Raw genomic sequence first — 17,970 nt, forward strand, 5'->3', positions numbered from 1 at the left:
AACTCGGGGCGCTTCACCCCTATGCTCGAAAAGCTTTCCTCATGGCTATAAGAAGACCTAGCCCTGCCCAGTAATACAAAAGCCCCCTGAAATACCTGCAAATAGCAGTACAGACAGTAGTAGAGCCAGCTTGCCACTGTGAGCAAGAATTCGGGCGCGCTTACTACCCCTATTTTAAATTATCTGAAGTACAACGAGGTCCATCAAGCAACTATAGTCGCATAGGACGTTACCTAGCCCTAAGACAGAAGGACCCTGCAAAGTGAGCACCGCTGAGCTAAATCAGTCCGTCGTGTGGAACACCGCCGACAAGTACCTGCGCTCCATCGTCGAGCCAGAGGACTACGGTGACTACATCCTGCCGCTGACCGTCCTGCGCCGCCTCGAGTGCATTTTGGCTCCCACCAAGGACAAGGTTGTAGAACTGGCCACCAAGCTCAATGCAGAAGGAATGAGCGAGGCCTACCTGGACTGGGAAGTACAGTCACAGTTCGGATTGTCCTTCTACAACACCTCGCAGCTGGACTTGACCCGCATCGCTGAGACCGATGACCACGTGTTCGACTCACTCATGGATTATGTGGGCGCATTCTCACAAAGCGTGCGCGATATTTGGGACGCGTTCGACTTCGCGGTCAAGATGCGCACCCTAGACCAAGCTGGTCGCTTGTGGCCGGTGGTCAAGCACTTCTCCACCATTGACATGTCCGTGGAGGCACTACCGGACGCACAGATGGGTGACTTATTCGAGCACGTGATGTACCGCGCCTTCAACACCAAAGGCAAAGCTGCGGGTGCTTTCTACACTCCACGTGATGCGATTCGTCTTATGGTGGACATCCTCTTTGCCTCCGATGACCTTGGCCTGACCTCCCCCGGCGCGTCGCGTACCGTCTACGACCCCACCGCGGGCACGGGCGGCATGCTACTCGTAGCTGAGCGCGCGTTGAAGGAACTCAACCCCAACATTGAGGTCAACCTCGCTGGTCAGGAACTGATGCCAACAGGCTACGCTATTGGCAAGGCCGACCTGCTTATTCAGGGCGGTGAGCCGGACGCGATCCGTCACGGCGACACCTTGCTCACTGACCTTTATGAGGGCGAGCAATTCGAGTACATCCTGTCCAACCCGCCGTTTGGCTCTGACTGGTCAGTGCAGCAATCCTCGGTCAAGGAGCAGGCCAAGGTACCGGGTTCGCGCTTTAGCCACGGCCTGCCTAATAAGGGCGATGGCCAGATGCTGTTCTTATCCCACGTGGCTTCCAAGCTCATGCCCGCAGGCAAGGACGGTTCCGGGGGACGTGGCGCGGTGGTGTCTAACGGCTCGCCACTGTTTACGGGTGGCCCTGGTTCAGGCCCCGACCAGATCCGCGCGTGGCTGCTAGAAAACGACCTGGTGGACGCGATTATTCAGCTGCCCACCAACATGTTCTACGGCACGGGTATTTCCACCTATATCTGGATTCTGGACACCAACAAGGAAGACCACCGCAAGGGCTTTGTGCAGCTTATCGACGCCTCCGAGTGCTGGTCTGTCCCAGATAAGGGCCTAGGCGATAAGCGTCGCGAAATGCGCGAGGCCGACCGGAACAAGGTACTGCAAGCCTACAGCGCTTTTACCGATAGCGATATGTCCAGGGTACTCACGCCGGACGATTTGGGCTTCCGTGATGTGAAGGTCACCAAGCAAACACGACTGGGAGTTGACGTCACCGACGACGCAATTGCTGAGGTACTGGAGCACAAACAGGCCGTAGAGGCACACGCCGACGTGGTACGCGCGGTAGCTAACGCTTCCTACAACGATTTGCCGGACGTCCTCAAGGCTGCGGCCAAGGAATACGGCGTGAAGATGCCCTCCACGCTTATCGACGCCATCTCTAAGGCCATCGCCGTCCCTGATAACGAAGCGGAGCCAGCAGTTGACCGCAAGGGTAACCCGGTTCTCGACCCGTCATTCACCATGACTGAGCGCGTGCCGCTTACCGAGGACATCAACGAGCACATGCAGCGCGAAGTACTCCCCTTTGCACCCGATGTAACCTGGGACACAGCCAAGGCCGTCACCGGCTACGAGATTCCGTTCAAGCGCGTGTTCTACAAACCCGAACCCGTGCGTCCCCTAGCCGAAATCGATGCCGACGTGGCGAAGGTCATGGGCCGCCTCATGGAGAAGTTCGGGCAGGTGAGGAAGTGATGAGTGAGACAAACCGGTTGGCACCGCTGTGGTCGCTTGCTGAATTGAATAACACCCCGACGCCTCCACAAGGCGAATTAGTATCACTTGATCGAATAGAAGGCGGTACCGGCAGATTAAAAGATGAAGAAAGTAGCTTCACCGCAGAGGGACGAGCGTTTGAAACAGGCGACGTCCTTTTCGGAAAGTTACGGCCCTACCTTGCGAAGTATTGGCTTGCAGATAAGGACGGTACAGCGCAGGGCGATATTCATATATACCACCCCTCTGATGAAACAGAACCACGATTTCTTGCATATATCGTCGGCTCCAACGAATTTATAAGACTGGCGGACGCAGCTTCTACCGGAACGAAAATGCCGCGTGTTGAATGGTCAAAGGTTGCTCAGTTTCAGGTACCTGCCCCACCGCTGGATGCCCAGCGCGCCATCGCCGATTACCTTGACCGCGAGACCGCCGAGATCAACGGTATGCGCGCCGACTTGGACGAGATGGAGCGGCTGCTGACAGAGCGACGAGCGACGGTAGTTGAACGTTTGCTGCTGGGGAAAAGTACTCCAGACTTGGCAAACCTACCGCGCCAATGGAAGAAGACCACCATAGGCACGCTCTTCTCCCTTCATAATGGTGATCGGGGGATTAACTATCCATCGCCTGATGAGATCACTGAAACAGGAATTCCGTTTATCAACGCCGGAGACTTAGCTTCTGGCAGCATCAACCTAGAAACTTGTAAGCGAATCAAACCGGAAAAATACGCTGCAATGGGTGGAGCTAAACTACGACAAAACGACCTGTTATTTTGCTTGCGAGGCTCCTTGGGGAAATGGGGGTTGGTGGATTTCGATGGAGGGGCACTAGCAAGTTCATTGTGTGCCTTAAGGCTGGAACGCGTAGACCTTGCAGATGTGAGATACATTGCGCACTCTATGGCTACCCGCGTGTTCTCGCTTCAAGTCTGGTTGAACGAATCAGGGTCCGCACAGCCAAATCTGGGTGCGGAACAAGTCAGCCGGTTCCGCATCCCCCTCCCACCCCTCGTCGAACAGCGCCGCATCGCGGACGAGATCGACCGCGAGACCACCGAGATTGATTCGATGTTGGAGGACATTACAAAGCTGAGGGACTTGCTGGCGGAGCGTCGCGCAGCAGTGATTTCAGCGGCGGTAACTGGCCAGATTGATATTCCTGCCTCCCCAACCCACAAGGACGAAGCTCATGCCTAAACGTGACATCATGCGCGAAGAGCGCCTGGAAGAGACCATCTGCGAGTCGTTGCAAACCAGCGGCTGGATCTATGAACCGGGTATGAAGGACACCGGCTGGGATGCACGCCTAGGGCTGTTCCCAGCTGATGTGCTGCACTGGCTTTCCACCCAATACCCGGAGGACTACGCCAAGGCCGTGCCACACGACGTGACCGAAGCAAGGCGGGAGAATGCGCAGAGGTTGCTGCTGGAGTACGTCGCCAAGCGGCTCGAATCCGCAACGCGCAAGGATGCGCAAACAGGACGCATCCGTGGAGGCTTGCTGGGTACCCTGCGAGAGGGCTTTAAGTACGCGCAGACTAATGCGCGCTCAGCAACCTTTGGCCCCATGGTGGCATTTCCACCTGCCAACCCGCTCAGTGTGTCCGCGGCGAAGCGTGCGGAGGAAAATCGCCTACGCATTATCCGCCAGGTTCACTTTGATGCGACCAGCGGCGAGACACTGGATCTCGTCGCCACAGTCAACGGCATTCCGGTGGCCACGTTTGAGCTAAAGACGGACAACACCCAATCCGTGGCGCAAGCAATGAAGCAGTACCGTGAGGACCGTGTGCCGTCGAAGAATCGCCGCGTACTCCTGCCTGGGCGCGCACTGGTTCACTTCGCGGTATCGAATGACGAGGTGTACATGACCACCGCGCTTCACGGCAACGACACGAGGTTCCTGCCGTTCAATCAGGGACATGACGGCGCAGGCGGAAACCCGCCGATTGAGGATAGGTCGGCTACGTCCTACTTGTGGGAGCAAGTGTTGAAGCCGAGGTTGCTGCTGCGCATCTTGAGTGACTTCGCGGTATGGGAGCCGGATTCTAAGTCCAAGCGCGGTGCTCAAGGCAAGCTCATCTTCCCCCGTTTCCACCAGCTGCGAGCGGTGGAGAAAGCCACCACTGATGTAGCTCAGCGCGGCGCTGGAGGGCGCTACCTCATCGAGCACTCCGCTGGCTCAGGCAAGACAAAGACCATTGCGTGGCTTGCGCATCGCCTTATTAGGCAGGTGGCCGAGGACGGCACCAAGACCTTTGATTCCGTCATCGTGGTCACCGACCGCACAGCACTCGATACCAACATTCGCCAGGACATGCAGGCACTAGCAGCATCGCGCGGTCTGGTGGTCTCGGTTGGCGAAAACTCTGGCGCGAAATCACCACAGCTGCGCGAGGCGCTGGTTGAGGGCGGGCACATCATCACCTGTACGCTGCAGACATTCCCGTATGTGCTCTCACTGCTAGATGACGACCCAGATATTCAGGGCCGCAACTGGTGTGTGATTGCCGATGAAGCCCACTCCTCACAGACCGGTTCCTCCGCCTCAGCTTTGCGTGAACTGCTGGCAGAAGTCGACGTGGATGAGACAGAAGAATACACCGCCGATGATCTGCTAGAGCTGCGCCAGGAAGCAGTCGCTACCGCGTCCAACATGACTTTTGTGGCGCTCACAGCCACGCCGAAGGGTAAAACCCTGCGCCTATTCGGTTCACAGACCCCGGACGGCCACTACATCGCCTTCGACACTTATCCCATGGGCCAAGCTATTGCCGAGGGCTTCATCATGGACGTGCTTACCAACTACTCCACCTACACCATGTGGGCGGAAGTCCGCGACGAGTTGGGACGAACTGAAGAGGTAGATCAGTCCGCAGCGGTTACGGACATGGTGCGTTTTGTCCGCCTGCATCCGACCTCCATTGCCCAAAAGGTTGAGGTGGTTGTAGAGCACTTCCGCCGCAATGTTGCGCACCACCTTGATGGCCAGGCTCGCGCCATGGTGGTGACTTCATCGCGCAAGGCAGCGGTGCACTGGTCCCACGAAATGAACCGCTACATTACTGCAAAGGGCTACGGGTTCCGCTCGCTGGTGGCGTTCTCCGATTCGGTAAGCATGGAGGACGAGCCGGAGCCAGTCACCGAGGTAAGCCTCAACGGCGAGTCCGACGTGGAACGCGCGTTTAAGGGTGATGACCTGCCTTACCGCGTGCTCATTGTGGCGAATAAGTTCCAAACTGGTTTTAACGAGCCACGTCTGTGCGCGATGTACGTGGACAAGCACCTCTCTGGTGTGGCAACGGTACAAACTCTATCTCGCCTGAACCGAATTTATCCGAAGAAGCCCGCTCCGATGGTGGTCGATTTCGTCAATGATCCCGAACTCATTGAGGCCGACTTCAAGCGCTACTACCAGGGTGCCTCGATTGATACCGATATTGACCCAAACTCGCTGCACACGCTTGCTGACGAACTCGATACCGCCGGTTATTACGACCCCGACGAGATGAACAGGGTAGCCGAAGCCTACATGGCCGGCGAAGATTCGGAGAAATTACGCGGTGCTGCTGACGCCATCCTTAGCCGTTGGCGCGCCGACCGCAAGTCAACCGACAAGGACACCGTCGAGCACGCCAAAGACTTCAAGGCACACGTACTCAAGTATCGGCACGCCTATGAGTTCCTCTCCCAGATCATTGCTTACGCGGATGCCGACGTATCACGTCGTGCCATGTTGTGTAGCGTTCTGGAGCCGAATCTGCATGTTACAGAGAACGTCGAGGACGAAGATTTCCTGACTGGCGTCACGTTGGCTGGCGTTGCCATTGCCCAAGGTGAAGTCGAAGAAGATCACCGCGTTTCCGATACCGAACCGGAGCCGCTCAAGGTACCGGAGTTCACGGTCCGCCTCGGCGAGCCCCAAACTCCGTTGCGCAGTGCCTTCGATGAAGCGGTTGAGAAGGTCAATGACCTGTTCTCACTCGCGGGTGTCGACGTCGATAGCAGCGAAACCGGACAGATGATTGTCGCCGCATGGGGAACCCTGTCCAAGCAGCCGGTTGCGGTAAAGCTCGGCAAGGAAAACACCAAGGAGCAGCTAAAGCGTTCCAAGAAGTTCAAGATCGAAGCCACGCGCGCGATCTTTAGCGGCATTGAACAGCGCAAGCAGCGCGATGCTCTGGTATCTAGCGACCGCAATGTCCTCGAAAGCCTGGTCGAGGCCTTGGCTAATATCATGGCGTCGGCGAACGAAACAGGGCAGCTGGAAGAAAACGAATAGGAAGAGTAGCCCGGCGAAAACATCTGATCGTGAGCTTTCCGCTGGGCCGGTAACTTTTCGAGTTTCAGAGCTTGTCTATTGATTCACGCGTCCGAAAAACTCGATGTTGCTTGAGGCTCAGTCAATTTAAGCGGTTCGCACTCTACAGCATCGCCCTGACTCGCGACATGGTGCACCTGCAGCGCACCGTCAAATCCCAAAGCTAGGAACGCGGACGCATCAAGAAGGCAGTAGCCATCGGCGTCAGTATGATTGCTGGCAGTGCTACACCAACATTAGTGCCGTCAAAGACGATAGCGCCGAGGCCAACGGAGAGAACCGCGAGATCTATCCAGTCTCGCCGCGTAGGCGCTGCGTCCTTTTCAGTGTCAACCTCGGTCATCGTTAGTCGCCTGCTACAGCTTGAGACTTTGCTTCTTGGGTCTCGCTAATGGCATTGCCAAGCGCTGCAATGAATGCGATTAGGCCCACCGTGATGAGAATGTGTCCAAGACCAGCGATACCAGAAATCATTGCAGACGATTCCTCCCCCAGTACGGTCAGGCATCCGTGCCAGATCATGACGCCGACGGTGACGACCACGCCGACGTTATAGAGCCAGAAGAACGCATTGAACTGACCGCGGTTGTGCGACAGACCAAAGACCTTCTCCAATACCAAGAAGATAAGGCTCATCATGAAACCGAGCGCTAGCAAGTGCGTGTGCACCACGCTTAGCTGAGTGAACTCACCCGCGGGGAAATCATTGGCACGCGTGAATTCTCGATAGAACACGCCAGCGCCCAAGCCCAACACGAGGTAGAAAATGGATGCCCAATACAAAGGTTTCATGGTCATTCTCCTTCCCCACCGTTGACACGGCTGGATAAGCGATGGATCAAATACTCTAAAGACTCATCTTTCTACATTCGTCCCCGTTTTGAATCACAGGGCTGGTTGAAGCTGCAATCAACCAGTCGGTTGACTGTTTGGTCCATTAGATAAAGAGGAGGCCGACCCTCATTAGGGATTTCATCAATAACCACCGCATCCTCCAAACATCCACTCAAGGGTCCTAAAAATTTACTGCACGTTTACATCGATCCCAAGTTTTCTTAACTTCAGTGCAGTTAGATTGATGTTCCTGATCACTACTCTCTCTGGAGGAACTCCCACGATGAAGTCGAAGCACACTTCTCTCTCTGCCATAGCCCTTGCTTCAACCGTCCTTCTTACTTCGTGCGGCGAGCCTGCGTCCGACCAAGAAGATTCACAGGCGACCAGCGATTCAACCTCCATAACCGTCTATACCTCCGAACCAGAAGAAAAGGTCGATGAAATCAATGCGGCCTTCAATGAGGAATACCCCGATATCGAGGTCAATGTATACCGCGCTGGCACCGGTGATTTGAACGCCCGCATCTCTTCAGAGAAGCAATCTGGCGACATTGAAGCAGATGTTTTCTGGGCGGCCGATGCGCCTACCTTTGAAAATTACGCCGAGGATGGCGACCTCATTGAGCTGGCCGATGTCGATTCCGATGACATCATCGACGAAGCCAAGGACGACGAGAATTTTTATGTTGGCACGCGCATAATCCCTACTGTAATTGCTTATAACACCGACGAAATCGCAGAAGGGGATGCCCCGACCTCGTGGGCGGATCTCACCGATCCGAAGTACAAGGACAAACTCGTCCTGCCGAACCCAGCGGTCTCAGGTGCAGCGGCTTTCAACGCCTCTGCGTGGAAGAATAATTCGGCTCTCGGAGAAGCGTGGATCGAAAATCTGGGCAAGAATTCCCCGATGATCGCAGAGTCCAATGGCCCTACCTCCCAGGAAATCGCCTCCGGTTCCAAGCCCGTGGGCGTGGTCGTCGATTACTTAGTCCGCGACCTGGCGGATAAGGGGTCCCCAGTTGCCCTCGCCTACCCCACCGAAGGATCACCGTATATTTCTGAGCCTGCGGGCGTATTCAAGGACTCCAAGGAACAAGAAGCAGCACAGAAATACATCAACTTCCTGCTTTCAAAGAAGGCACAAGAAATCGCCGTCGAGCAGTCGTACCTCCCGGTGCGTGAGGACGTGGGAACCCCAGCAGGCACCCCTGAACTCACAGACATTGAGCTCATGGACCAGGACTTGGGGAAAATCACCAAGGATAAAGACGCCGCCGTCGAGGTATTCCAAAAGGCAGTGTCTTCCTAGTTCTTGGTGGCCCACTTGTTGAAAAATCCCTCCGTATCCGCGCTACGCGTTGGCGTGTGGCTGATTGCCATTGGCCTGTTCATCGCGCCTTTGACCCTTGTTGTCTCCCTTGCACTGGGCGGAAACCAAATTCCCATCTTGCTAGAGCAAGGGCTCGGCATCGCCACATGGAATTCGCTATTTACCACGGCGCTTTCGGCTCTCGCTGCCGTCATCATCGGCACCGTTATTGCCATCGCGCTAGACCGCACAGATATCTACGGCTCTTCGGTACTGCGCCTATTCTTGCTTTCGCCTCTCTTGGTTCCGCCATTTATCGGAGCGATCGCCTGGATTCAACTCTTCGGCCCGAATCAGGGCTTGAATAAGCTTTTTGAGTTCGAAATATGGAATATCTACGGCGCAGACGGGGTCATTGCGCTGATGACTATCCATTCTTTTCCCACGGCATATGTCATCATTTCTTCAAGCTTGCGCTCCATCTCCCCCGATTTTGAGCTAGCCGCCCGAGTATCTGGGGCTTCCGTGATGGCAGTTCTGCGCACGGTCACCCTTCCACTCCTGCGCCCCGCGCTATTGTCCGCGTTCACTCTCACAGCAATTGCTAATCTGGCTGATTTCGGCATTCCCGCTATTATCGGCTCGCCGGCTCGGTTCGAAACGCTCGCGACGATGATTTACCGGTTCATTGATTCCGGCACCGTATCCAACCCCTTACAAGTGGTCTCGACCATCGGCGTTGTCCTCTTATTTTTGGGAATCGGCGCAGTAATCATGGACTATCTCACCTCCCTGAAAAACTCGTCTTCTACACATGACTCCGGAAGTCCGGCGCGTTTCGCACTGCATTCGGCGCGCTGGCCGGTCACGATCATCATGTGGGTGTGCGGGCTCGCCATTTCCATTGGCCCAATTCTCGGTTTGGCCTACCGCGCATTGCTGCCAGCTCCTGGGGTTCCATTTACCTTAGAAACCATCTCGCTGGCGAACTTTAGCAGCGCTTTATCCAACCCGCGCGTCATCGACGGACTCAGTAATTCCGCATTTCTGTCAATAACCGCCGCGATAATCTGCGGGGTTCTTGGTTGGGTCATCGGAATTCTAGTGACCCGGACTCAGGCACGAGGAAATACGCTTTTAACCCTTTCTGCGCTGCTACCGAGCGCGCTGCCTGGGCTTATCATCGGTGTCGCCTGGCTGATTGCCGGGCGCTATACCGGGCTGTATAACACCATTTGGATAATCCTTATCGCCTACGTCTGTGCTTTTACCGCACTCGTTGTCCAGGCCGTGCGTGCCCCGCTAATAAGCACCCCGGTCACCGTGGAAGAAGCAGCGCGCATCTCCGGCGCCACGCCGCTTAAGGCGCTATTTACTACCACCGGCGCGATGACCATTCCAGCGGCGATATCCGGTGCGGTGCTCGTAGCGGTGACCGCGATTCGAGAACTTACTATTTCCGTACTCCTCGTCGCACCTGGAACGACAACACTGGGTGTCCAAGTCTTCAACCTGCAACAGGCAGGAAATTATAACCAGGCATCGGCACTCGCCCTGCTCTTTGCGCTACTTGGCATCATTGCCGTCGCACTGACTATCCGTGCTCCCAAGGTAAGGACTTAATAATGGCGAAAATTGCAGCTTCCCACCTCACGGTCACTTTTCCGGACGGAACCACCGGCCTGCGCGATATCAACCTCTCCATCGAACCTGGGGAACTCATTGCACTCGTTGGCCCGTCAGGCTCCGGTAAAACCACGCTCTTACGCACCATCGCTGGTTTTATTTCTCCATCGTCAGGTGAGCTTTACATAGATGGCCGGCAGATGACTGCTATTCCTCCCGAGAAACGCAGCATCGGCATGGTCTTCCAACAGCACGCGATCTGGCCGCACATGTCTGTTAAAGACAATGTTGGCTACCCGTTGCGCCAGGCGAAAGTAACAAAGCCCGAGCGCGAAGAGCGCATTTCTGAGACTTTAGCTCTCGTGGGCCTGCCAGGATTCGAGAACCGTACTCCGGACAGCCTTTCTGGTGGGCAGCGCCAGCGCGTTGCGCTGGCCCGGGCGATCGTTGCTAATCCCAAGGTTTTATTACTGGATGAAGCTCTTTCAGCCCTCGATGAACCATTGCGCGATAATTTGCGCCGCGAGCTGGTAACCCTGACGCAAAAGCAACGCCTAACCACGGTGCACGTCACCCACGATCGCGCCGAGGCGCTGGCAATCGCAGATAGAGTCGTGGTTCTAGATGGCGGCGAAATCCAGCAGATTGCTACCCCACAACAGCTGCTGGAAAATCCCGCAAGCCCGCTGGTCGCGGGATTTATTGCGGATGCCACAATAGTCCAGGCCGCTATCTCAGGAGGCCGCGTCGAGTGCCCAACCCTTGGCATTTCTTGGCCATTGAGTGAAGTCTCCGTGCGGGGCGAAGGTACTAAGGCCGCCATCTTACCGCACCACGCAACAATCGTGGAGGAAAACCATCCAGGTGCCACGGTTCCAGCAGTAGTTGACTCTGCCATTTACGAAGCCGGCCACTACTCCGTTACCGCCACCCACGGATCGGGAACCACATTCCGCACCACCGCGGACGATAAGCCAGCGATGGGACAAACGGTGCGCATCCGCTTCGCGCCGCCCTTGGTTTTTTAGATCACCACCCCGCAAGAACTATGACCAGCTCAGCGATTGCACGGTGCCGCCGTTTTGCAGCGGTTACACCCGCCGTCTTAAGCAAAAAATTTTAGGCTAATACCGATCACAGCCGACACGGAACGCTGGTTATCACACCCATCTTCATCACCATGCTCTCAGAAGGCAGTGTCGTATATTGTCTGAATCCGCTTGAGCTCTAAGCCATAAGTGAGAGCACTAAGCAATCTTCCATTGACCTTAACGGCGTAGAAATTTCGATATACCGCGCCAACAATCCGGATGACGCCAGCATCCCGCTAGTCCGCTGGGAAAGACTAGTTATCGTTGGAGGAGCACCTGCTGGTGACCGTCGCGGAATGTTCCACAGTGAACGTAGACATCGTAAACTCCCGGCGCGCGGAGCCAAAGGCGTTTGACGTGCATGTGGAAGGTGACCGCATAAACGAAGATGGCGCATCTCATCTGTCCGAGGTTCACGTGGGCTTTGATCTATCTTTCCCAGATACGCCCGAGGGCAACCAAGCCCGTAGGATGGTGGACAACCTGATTCGCAGCTCCCACGAGAAGGACTGCACGGTATCGCGCACGGTTGAGAACCCCACGCGGGTGAAGTTCAGCAACGACTCGAAATAGTTTCCCGGTGTAATTGTGCGACAAGCGGTTTCGCTCCAGGGATGACCCCAGACCCGCTGCTATGGTGCAATTGTTAACTACTGTGACAAATGTGATTACTGCAGGAGCTCAACATGTCACCATCTTTCTCCCGTCGCGGTCTTTTTAAGGTCGGTGCTCTCGCCCTAACCGCAGGCGCCATCGGCGCTGCCGCACCGAATGCAGCGGCACTCGGACCGGTGCGCGGCACAATCATTGATTTCTCCGCCGGCGTACCTTCCCCGCAGGCAATTAAGAATGCCGGCCACATGGGCGCGATTCGCTACGTCTCCGACAAGCGCCCCGGCGCGGCCTGGATGACCGGCAAGCCGGTAACCCTCAAGGAGACTAAGGCCAATGCAGCAGCAGGCCTGCCCACGGCGTCGGTCTACCAATTTGGTCGTGCGGAAACCGCCGATTGGAAGCAAGGTGCAGCAGGTGCGGCAGTACACGCACCGAAGGCGATTGCGCTGCACAAAAAGGCAGGCGGTCCCACCAACCGCCCGATCTACATCGCCATCGACGATAACCCCACCCGCGAGCAGTACACCCGCCAAATTCGCCCGTACCTGCAGGCATTCTCCAAAACGCTGGAACTGGCTGGCTACCAGACGGGGATCTACGGCAACTACAACACCATCGAGTGGGCGATCCAGGACGGCATCGGCAAGTACTTCTGGATGCATGACTGGGGTTCCAACGGCAAGATTCACCCGCGCACCACTATCCACCAGCTGCCACACGGCAAACAGCAGACCATTGGCGGCGTCATCGTTGACGTCAATGAGGTCTACGCCGAAGACTGGGGCCAGTGGACGCCTGGCAAGTCCGCGGCACCTGCACCGGCAAAGAAGCCGACCACCAAGAAGCCACAGCCAAAGCCGCAGCCACAGACCAACGCCCCGAGCAATGGCTCGTCCGACTTGGTCAATCAGCTGAGTTCGCAGCTGCAGAGCAAGCACCCAGAGCTACCAGAACTTCCGCAGGTCACCGCCAATGGCGTGACCTTTAATGGCAAGACGTTGAGCAACGAACAGATTCGTCAGCTAGCGAAGATCGTCGCAGAAACGGTTGCAAAGGCGCGGTAGTACTACCTCTTAGAGGGCTCGGAGGTTTTCTCCGAGCCCTTCTTTTTGTCTGTGGACTTCTTTTGGGACGTGGTGGATTCGCTAGTGGGCTCTTTGGACGAGGACTTTTCCTTCTTGCCCTTGCCGGATTTCTCGTCCTTGTCCTTCTTACTGGAGGAGGTAGTAGAAGTCTCCGAGGTGGAAGTCTCGATCGGTGGGACGTCCTCGCCATCTTTGTACTTGAGGAAGCGCTCGGTGGCCTTGCCCAGATTCTTCCCCGTCACCTCGTCCTTGACGTAGTCGGTGAGGTCATCGGATGAGCCGTTAATAGAAGCGGCGGCGACGAAGTTCTCGCCAAAGGAGACCGAGGAGTTAATGGACTTGTCATTAGACCATCCCCACTTGCTGCCTACCACGTTAGAGAGCTTGGCTGTGCCGTAATCCTGGCGGTAGCCATCCTCCGAGATGGGATCGGCATGGGCCATAGCTACCAGCACTGGGTGGGTTTCATCGCGCTCAATGAGCTGCGAGATGAAGCTGGCTACGTCATACGTGGAGGTTTGCGAGTAGCCCCATTGCTCGCCCGCCTTGGTGGATTCGAGGTGGAATTCATCGGCAATCGCGTCGATGGAATCCGGATACTTGTCAAAGAGGTCTTCGGCGGACTTATCGGAGGAGCTAGCGATCATATCCAGCGCCTCATATTTGTCTTCGTACTCGCCCTTTTCCATGACGTAGGTGGCGATGTAGAGCTTGATGAGGCTGAGCGCCGGGCGGGCCTCGTGCTCCGAGGCAGAGCCCATGTGCATGCCATCGTGCAGGCGGATATAGGTAACCGAGCGCCCCTCATCACCTTCTAGAAACTCATTGGTTTCTGGTGGGACGTCGCGGTTGGTGTCTGGTGCGGCCGAGGGGGCGTCGGCAAGCGCGTCGCTTTCACGCTCGCTATTGCTGCACGCGGTGGTGGTCAAGGCGAGCATGCATACGGCCAAAGCGGCACCAGCCTTAACTGATGCCGCCTTGCGGTTCAACGACGTTTTAAACACGTCGATATATGTTACCGGTTGAGTGCACTATCTAGGCAATTAATGCTGCACAGGTGCCTCCACGCCCACGCCGGTAAGGGAGCGAACTTCCATCTCTGCGGAAAGCTCCTCAAAGTTATCCGGCTTGGTCATGATGGAGACCAACCAGCCAACGAAGAAGGACAGCGGGATGGAGACCAAGCCCGGCGAGGAGAGCGGGAAGATGGCCCAGTCCGCGCCTGGGAACATGGAGGTCTCAGAACCGGAGACTGCCGGGGAGAAGAAGATGAGCACCAGGCAGGACACCACGCCGGTGTACATGGAGGCCACCGCGCCCGCGGTGTTGAACCGGCGCCAGTACAGGGAATACAGGATGGTCGGCAGGTTGGCGGAGGCCGCCACCGCAAACGCGAGGGAGACCAGGAAGGCCACGTTCTGGGTCATGGCCAGGATGCCCAAGATGATGGAGACGATGCCAAGGACCACCACGGTGGCCTGGGAGATGCGGACCTGCTCAGCCTCGGTGGACTCGCCGTTGCGGATAACCGCATGGTAGATATCGTGCGCAATGGACGCAGAGGCGGTAATGGCCAGGCCAGCAACCACGGCGAGCACGGTAGCGAAGGCCACGGCGGAAATAATCGCCATGAAGATGGAGCCGCCGATCTCGAGCGCGAGTAGTGGCGCTGCGGCATTGGCGCCGCCCGGGGCGTCGAGAATGCGGTCCGGACCTACCAGTGCTGCCGCACCGTAGCCCAGGACCAGGGTCATAATGTAGAAGGCACCAATGACGACAATCGCCCAGGTAACGGAACGGCGCGCCTCGGTAGCGGTGGGCACGGTATAAAAGCGCATCAGCACGTGCGGCAGGCCACCCACGCCGAGTACCAGGGAAATGCCCAAGGAAATAAAGTCCAGCTTAGTGGCGGTGGTGGCGCCGTACTGCAGGCCTGGGGCCATGATGTCCTTGGCCTCGTAGCCCTTCTCTTTAATCTGCTCGGAAGCGGCGTGCATGTCGATGGCGTTATTAAACAGAGTGCTAAAGCCGCCGCGCAGGGCAATAAAGACCAAGAAACACATGATGACCACGCCGGCCACCAAGAGCACGGCCTTGATCATCTGCACGTAGGTGGTGCCTTTCATGCCGCCGACCAGGACGTAAACAATCATGAGCACGCCCACGATGCCGACGACGAGGGCCTGCCACTTGAACTCGTGGATATCCAGCAGTACCGCAACCAAGGAGCCGGCGCCGGCCATCTGCGCGATGAGGTAGAAGAGCGTGACGAAGAGGGTGGCGATAGACGCCGCCACGCGCACGGGCTTTTGCTTCAGGCGGAAGGACAGGACGTCCGCCATGGTAAAGCGGCCGACGTTACGCATGGGCTCGGCAACGAGCATGAGTGCCACCAGCCAGGCAACAAAGAAGCCCACCGAGTACAAGAAGCCGTCGTAGCCGTTGAGCGCCACAGCGCCAACGATGCCCAGGAACGATGCAGCGGAGAGGTAGTCACCGGAGATGGCCAGACCGTTCTGGCGTCCGGAGAAGGTGCCGCCGCCGGTATAAAAGTCCGAGGCCTTCTTCGTGGTCTTTCCGGCGCGCAGCACCACCGCCATGGTGATGATGAGGAAGATGGCGAAGATGGAAATATTCAGGATGGGGTTGCCGGCGGAGGTCTCGGCGGCAAGGGTGGTGATAGTCATTAGTTGCCCTCCAGCTCTTCACGGATGGCGGCCGACTTCGGCTCGATATTCTTATTGGCGTACTTCACGTAGATCCACGTGATAATGAAGGTGGTGAGGAACTGGGCTAGGCCGAAAACCAGTCCGACGTTCCAGCCACCGCCGAGCTCGATTGCCATGAAGTCAGGGGCAAACACGGCGGCTAGAACGTAGACCACGTACCACACGAAGAAGGCCACGGTCATAGGGAAGGTAAAACTCCGGTAGGTGCGGCGCAGCTCGCCAAACTTGGCGGAGTCGCGCATCGCGATGAACTCGCTACCGGTGGGTTCGCGGCGCGAGACAGGAGTTGCAGCTACGTCACTCATAGAGCATCGTCTCCTTGGGTGAGAGGAACTTGGGTCACACGAGATAGTGTGTTACTGCTCACTATCCACGTTGATCTGTAAGTTACAGAACATTTTCTGCAAGGTTGTAAACTCTGCCAAGAAAACTTTCTACTCCCCACCCTTTTAACCCCATAGGCTTCACTGAACTGGAATAACATCTTTAGCAAACTACCCCCGAGAGAAGAATCTTTTACCCCTTGTAAAGATAGTTAACAGCCGCTTGGCAAAAGAAAAAGCCCCCGTGAGGAGGCTTAATCTGCAGTTGACGTTACTCTTCGTTGCCTGGGAATTCGCGCGGGTCATTGAACATACGGCCAAAGCCCTCCTGGCCCTCTAGCGCGTCAATGGCAGATACTTCCTCCGCCGTGAGCTCCAGCTCGGTGGCGGCCAGGTTTTCCTTCAGGCGCTCAGTGCGCGCGGACTTCGGGATCACGGATATGTCTTTAGACATGAGATAAGCCAGGACAACCTGTCCCTCGGTGGCCTCGTGGTCAGCGGCAGCTTGCTCAATCACTGGGTTATTGAGCACTACCCCGCGCGCCAACGGGGCCCACGCCTCAGTGACGATGTCATTATCGTGGTGGAAGGCGCGCAGGCTGGACTGGGTAAAGCCCGGGTGAATCTCCACCTGGTTGAGCACCGGAGAAATGCCGGTGGTGGAAATTAGGTCCTTGAGCACGTCCTCGTAGAAATTAGCCACGCCAATGGACGCAATCTGACCCATGCCCTGCAGGCGGGCGATAGCCTCAAAGGTCTCGTTGTATAGGCCACCCTGCGGCCACGGCCAGTGGATAAGATACAGGTCGAGGTAGTCCAGCTGCAGATCCTTCAGCGACTGCTGGAATGCCTCTTCCACCTTGTGCTCCCCCTGGTGGGAGTGCCATACCTTGGAGGTAATAAAGAGCTCATCGCGGGTGACGTCGCCGGCATCCATTGCCTGCTTCAGGGCGGTGCCTACCGCCTCTTCATTCTTGTAGAGCGTGGCGGTATCGAAGTGGCGGTAGCCCAAATCGATGGCCTCGCGGATGACGCGGATGCATTCCTCGTCATATAGCTTGTACGTACCCAAGCCCAGCTGGGGCATTTCGCGGTCATCATTGAAAGTTACGGTTGGCACAGTCATACCCTCCATTGTGCCGCAGTTTTTCTGACCGCGCCGAAAACGACGAAACCCCAGGGCAAACTGAACTGCTCCCCATTAGTTGGACTGAGAAATCAGTTACCTACTAGTGGGGAGCAGTTGTATGCATACACGTAGTTCGTTGTCGGCGGGGCAGCGGGAAGAATTGGTGGCTCTTTTCGAGCAGGGTTGTAGTTACTGGGCTGCAGCCCATCATGCCGGTGTTGGTGTTTATCCAGTTCGTGCTTTGTTTCGTCGGTTCTTGCTCCATGGCAAGCTGTGTCTTGTGGAAAAGCCTTCAAAGCAGCAGTACTCTTTCGAGATCAAAAAGGAAGTTGTCCAACGCCATCTCACTGGCGAGTCAAAGATGAGTCTTGCCCGTGAGTTTGGCCTGTCGTCAGACCAAGTGGTTGGGTATTGGTCGCGGAAATGGCGCAAAGGCGGCGATGACGCCTTAAAACCGAAGCCGAAGGGCAGGCCTAAAGGTTCAGCTAAGCCGAAAGTGCTTTCTGAAGAAGATAAGCTACGTCGCGAAAACGAACGGTTGCGGGCCGAAAATGCCTACCTAAAAAAATTGCGGGACTTGAGGAATCAGGGACACGCCTGAAAGTCCAAGCGATCGTCATCCTCAAGTCTCACCACCGCTTGGAGTACCTCCTAGAGGCAGCCGGTATGCCGCGGG

At 56.5% G+C, this 17,970-nt stretch carries 14 protein-coding genes and 1 pseudogene; 9 read left to right on the forward strand and 6 right to left on the reverse strand.

The window, feature by feature from the left end; all coding sequences use genetic code 11:
• Positions 1 to 262 precede the first annotated feature (262 nt).
• From RAE04_RS06750 to RAE04_RS06760, 3 genes are read left to right on the forward strand one after another with little or no spacing between them, the layout of a single operon-like run.
• On the forward strand, positions 263 to 2,197 hold the full coding sequence (locus RAE04_RS06750) for a class I SAM-dependent DNA methyltransferase (protein WP_317026844.1): 1,935 nt from the start codon (positions 263 to 265) through the stop codon (positions 2,195 to 2,197).
• Entirely contained in the window at positions 2,197 to 3,423 is a 1,227-nt protein-coding gene (locus RAE04_RS06755; protein WP_317026845.1) for a restriction endonuclease subunit S, read from the forward strand. The genes RAE04_RS06750 and RAE04_RS06755 overlap by 1 nt, the downstream gene beginning before the upstream one ends.
• On the forward strand, positions 3,416 to 6,508 hold the full coding sequence (locus RAE04_RS06760; protein WP_317026846.1) for a type I restriction endonuclease subunit R: 3,093 nt from the start codon (positions 3,416 to 3,418) through the stop codon (positions 6,506 to 6,508). Before RAE04_RS06755 ends, RAE04_RS06760 begins: the two co-directional genes overlap by 8 nt.
• Before the next feature lie 202 nt (positions 6,509 to 6,710).
• Here RAE04_RS06760 and RAE04_RS06765 read toward each other — a convergent pair whose 3' ends face one another.
• Both RAE04_RS06765 and RAE04_RS06770 read right to left on the reverse strand, forming a co-directional pair.
• On the reverse strand, positions 6,711 to 6,890 hold the full coding sequence (locus RAE04_RS06765; protein ID WP_317026847.1) for a hypothetical protein: 180 nt from the start codon (positions 6,888 to 6,890) through the stop codon (positions 6,711 to 6,713).
• 2 nt (positions 6,891 to 6,892) lie between these two features.
• Positions 6,893 to 7,339 carry a DUF2871 domain-containing protein gene (locus RAE04_RS06770; RefSeq protein ID WP_317026848.1) on the reverse strand — a complete coding sequence of 149 codons (447 nt, stop codon included), beginning with the start codon at positions 7,337 to 7,339 and terminating at the stop codon, positions 6,893 to 6,895.
• Between the two features lie 325 nt (positions 7,340 to 7,664).
• On the opposite strand from RAE04_RS06770, the gene RAE04_RS06775 reads away from it, so the two are divergent.
• From RAE04_RS06775 to RAE04_RS06795, 5 genes are all read left to right on the forward strand, one after another.
• Positions 7,665 to 8,696 carry an ABC transporter substrate-binding protein gene (locus RAE04_RS06775; protein ID WP_150851335.1) on the forward strand — a complete coding sequence of 344 codons (1,032 nt, stop codon included), beginning with the start codon at positions 7,665 to 7,667 and terminating at the stop codon, positions 8,694 to 8,696.
• Between the two features lie 6 nt (positions 8,697 to 8,702).
• Positions 8,703 to 10,319 carry an ABC transporter permease gene (locus RAE04_RS06780; RefSeq protein WP_408933137.1) on the forward strand — a complete coding sequence of 539 codons (1,617 nt, stop codon included), beginning with the start codon at positions 8,703 to 8,705 and terminating at the stop codon, positions 10,317 to 10,319.
• 2 nt (positions 10,320 to 10,321) lie between these two features.
• Positions 10,322 to 11,350 carry an ABC transporter ATP-binding protein gene (locus RAE04_RS06785; RefSeq protein ID WP_317026850.1) on the forward strand — a complete coding sequence of 343 codons (1,029 nt, stop codon included), beginning with the start codon at positions 10,322 to 10,324 and terminating at the stop codon, positions 11,348 to 11,350.
• Positions 11,351 to 11,677: 327 nt separating this feature from the next.
• Positions 11,678 to 11,986, forward strand: a complete 309-nt coding sequence (locus RAE04_RS06790; protein WP_317026851.1) for an OsmC family protein — start codon at positions 11,678 to 11,680, stop codon at positions 11,984 to 11,986.
• A gap of 113 nt (positions 11,987 to 12,099) precedes the next feature.
• The gene (locus tag RAE04_RS06795; protein WP_317026852.1) at positions 12,100 to 13,092 is read left to right on the forward strand and encodes a DUF1906 domain-containing protein; all 993 of its coding nucleotides are present in this window, start codon (positions 12,100 to 12,102) and stop codon (positions 13,090 to 13,092) included.
• A 2-nt stretch (positions 13,093 to 13,094) separates the two neighbouring features.
• On the opposite strand, the gene RAE04_RS06800 is transcribed toward RAE04_RS06795, so the two are convergent.
• The 4 genes from RAE04_RS06800 to RAE04_RS06815 form a co-directional block, all read right to left on the reverse strand.
• A complete protein-coding gene (locus tag RAE04_RS06800; RefSeq protein ID WP_317026853.1) occupies positions 13,095 to 14,117 on the reverse strand; it encodes a hypothetical protein in 1,023 nt (340 codons plus the stop codon).
• 39 nt (positions 14,118 to 14,156) lie between these two features.
• A complete protein-coding gene (locus tag RAE04_RS06805; RefSeq protein WP_317026854.1) occupies positions 14,157 to 15,800 on the reverse strand; it encodes a cation acetate symporter in 1,644 nt (547 codons plus the stop codon).
• Entirely contained in the window at positions 15,800 to 16,147 is a 348-nt protein-coding gene (locus RAE04_RS06810) for a DUF485 domain-containing protein (protein WP_284792254.1), read from the reverse strand. The genes RAE04_RS06805 and RAE04_RS06810 overlap by 1 nt, the downstream gene beginning before the upstream one ends.
• Before the next feature lie 289 nt (positions 16,148 to 16,436).
• Complete coding sequence (locus RAE04_RS06815) at positions 16,437 to 17,300, reverse strand: aldo/keto reductase (protein ID WP_284811075.1); 864 nt, start codon at positions 17,298 to 17,300, stop codon at positions 16,437 to 16,439.
• 112 nt (positions 17,301 to 17,412) lie between these two features.
• Between RAE04_RS06815 and RAE04_RS06820 the strand changes: the two are divergent.
• Positions 17,413 to 17,970 (forward strand): annotated as a pseudogene (locus RAE04_RS06820) (transposase); the annotation flags it as partial.

This window comes from Corynebacterium sp. CTNIH16 (assembly GCF_032821655.1).
Taxonomy (GTDB): domain Bacteria; phylum Actinomycetota; class Actinomycetes; order Mycobacteriales; family Mycobacteriaceae; genus Corynebacterium; species Corynebacterium marquesiae.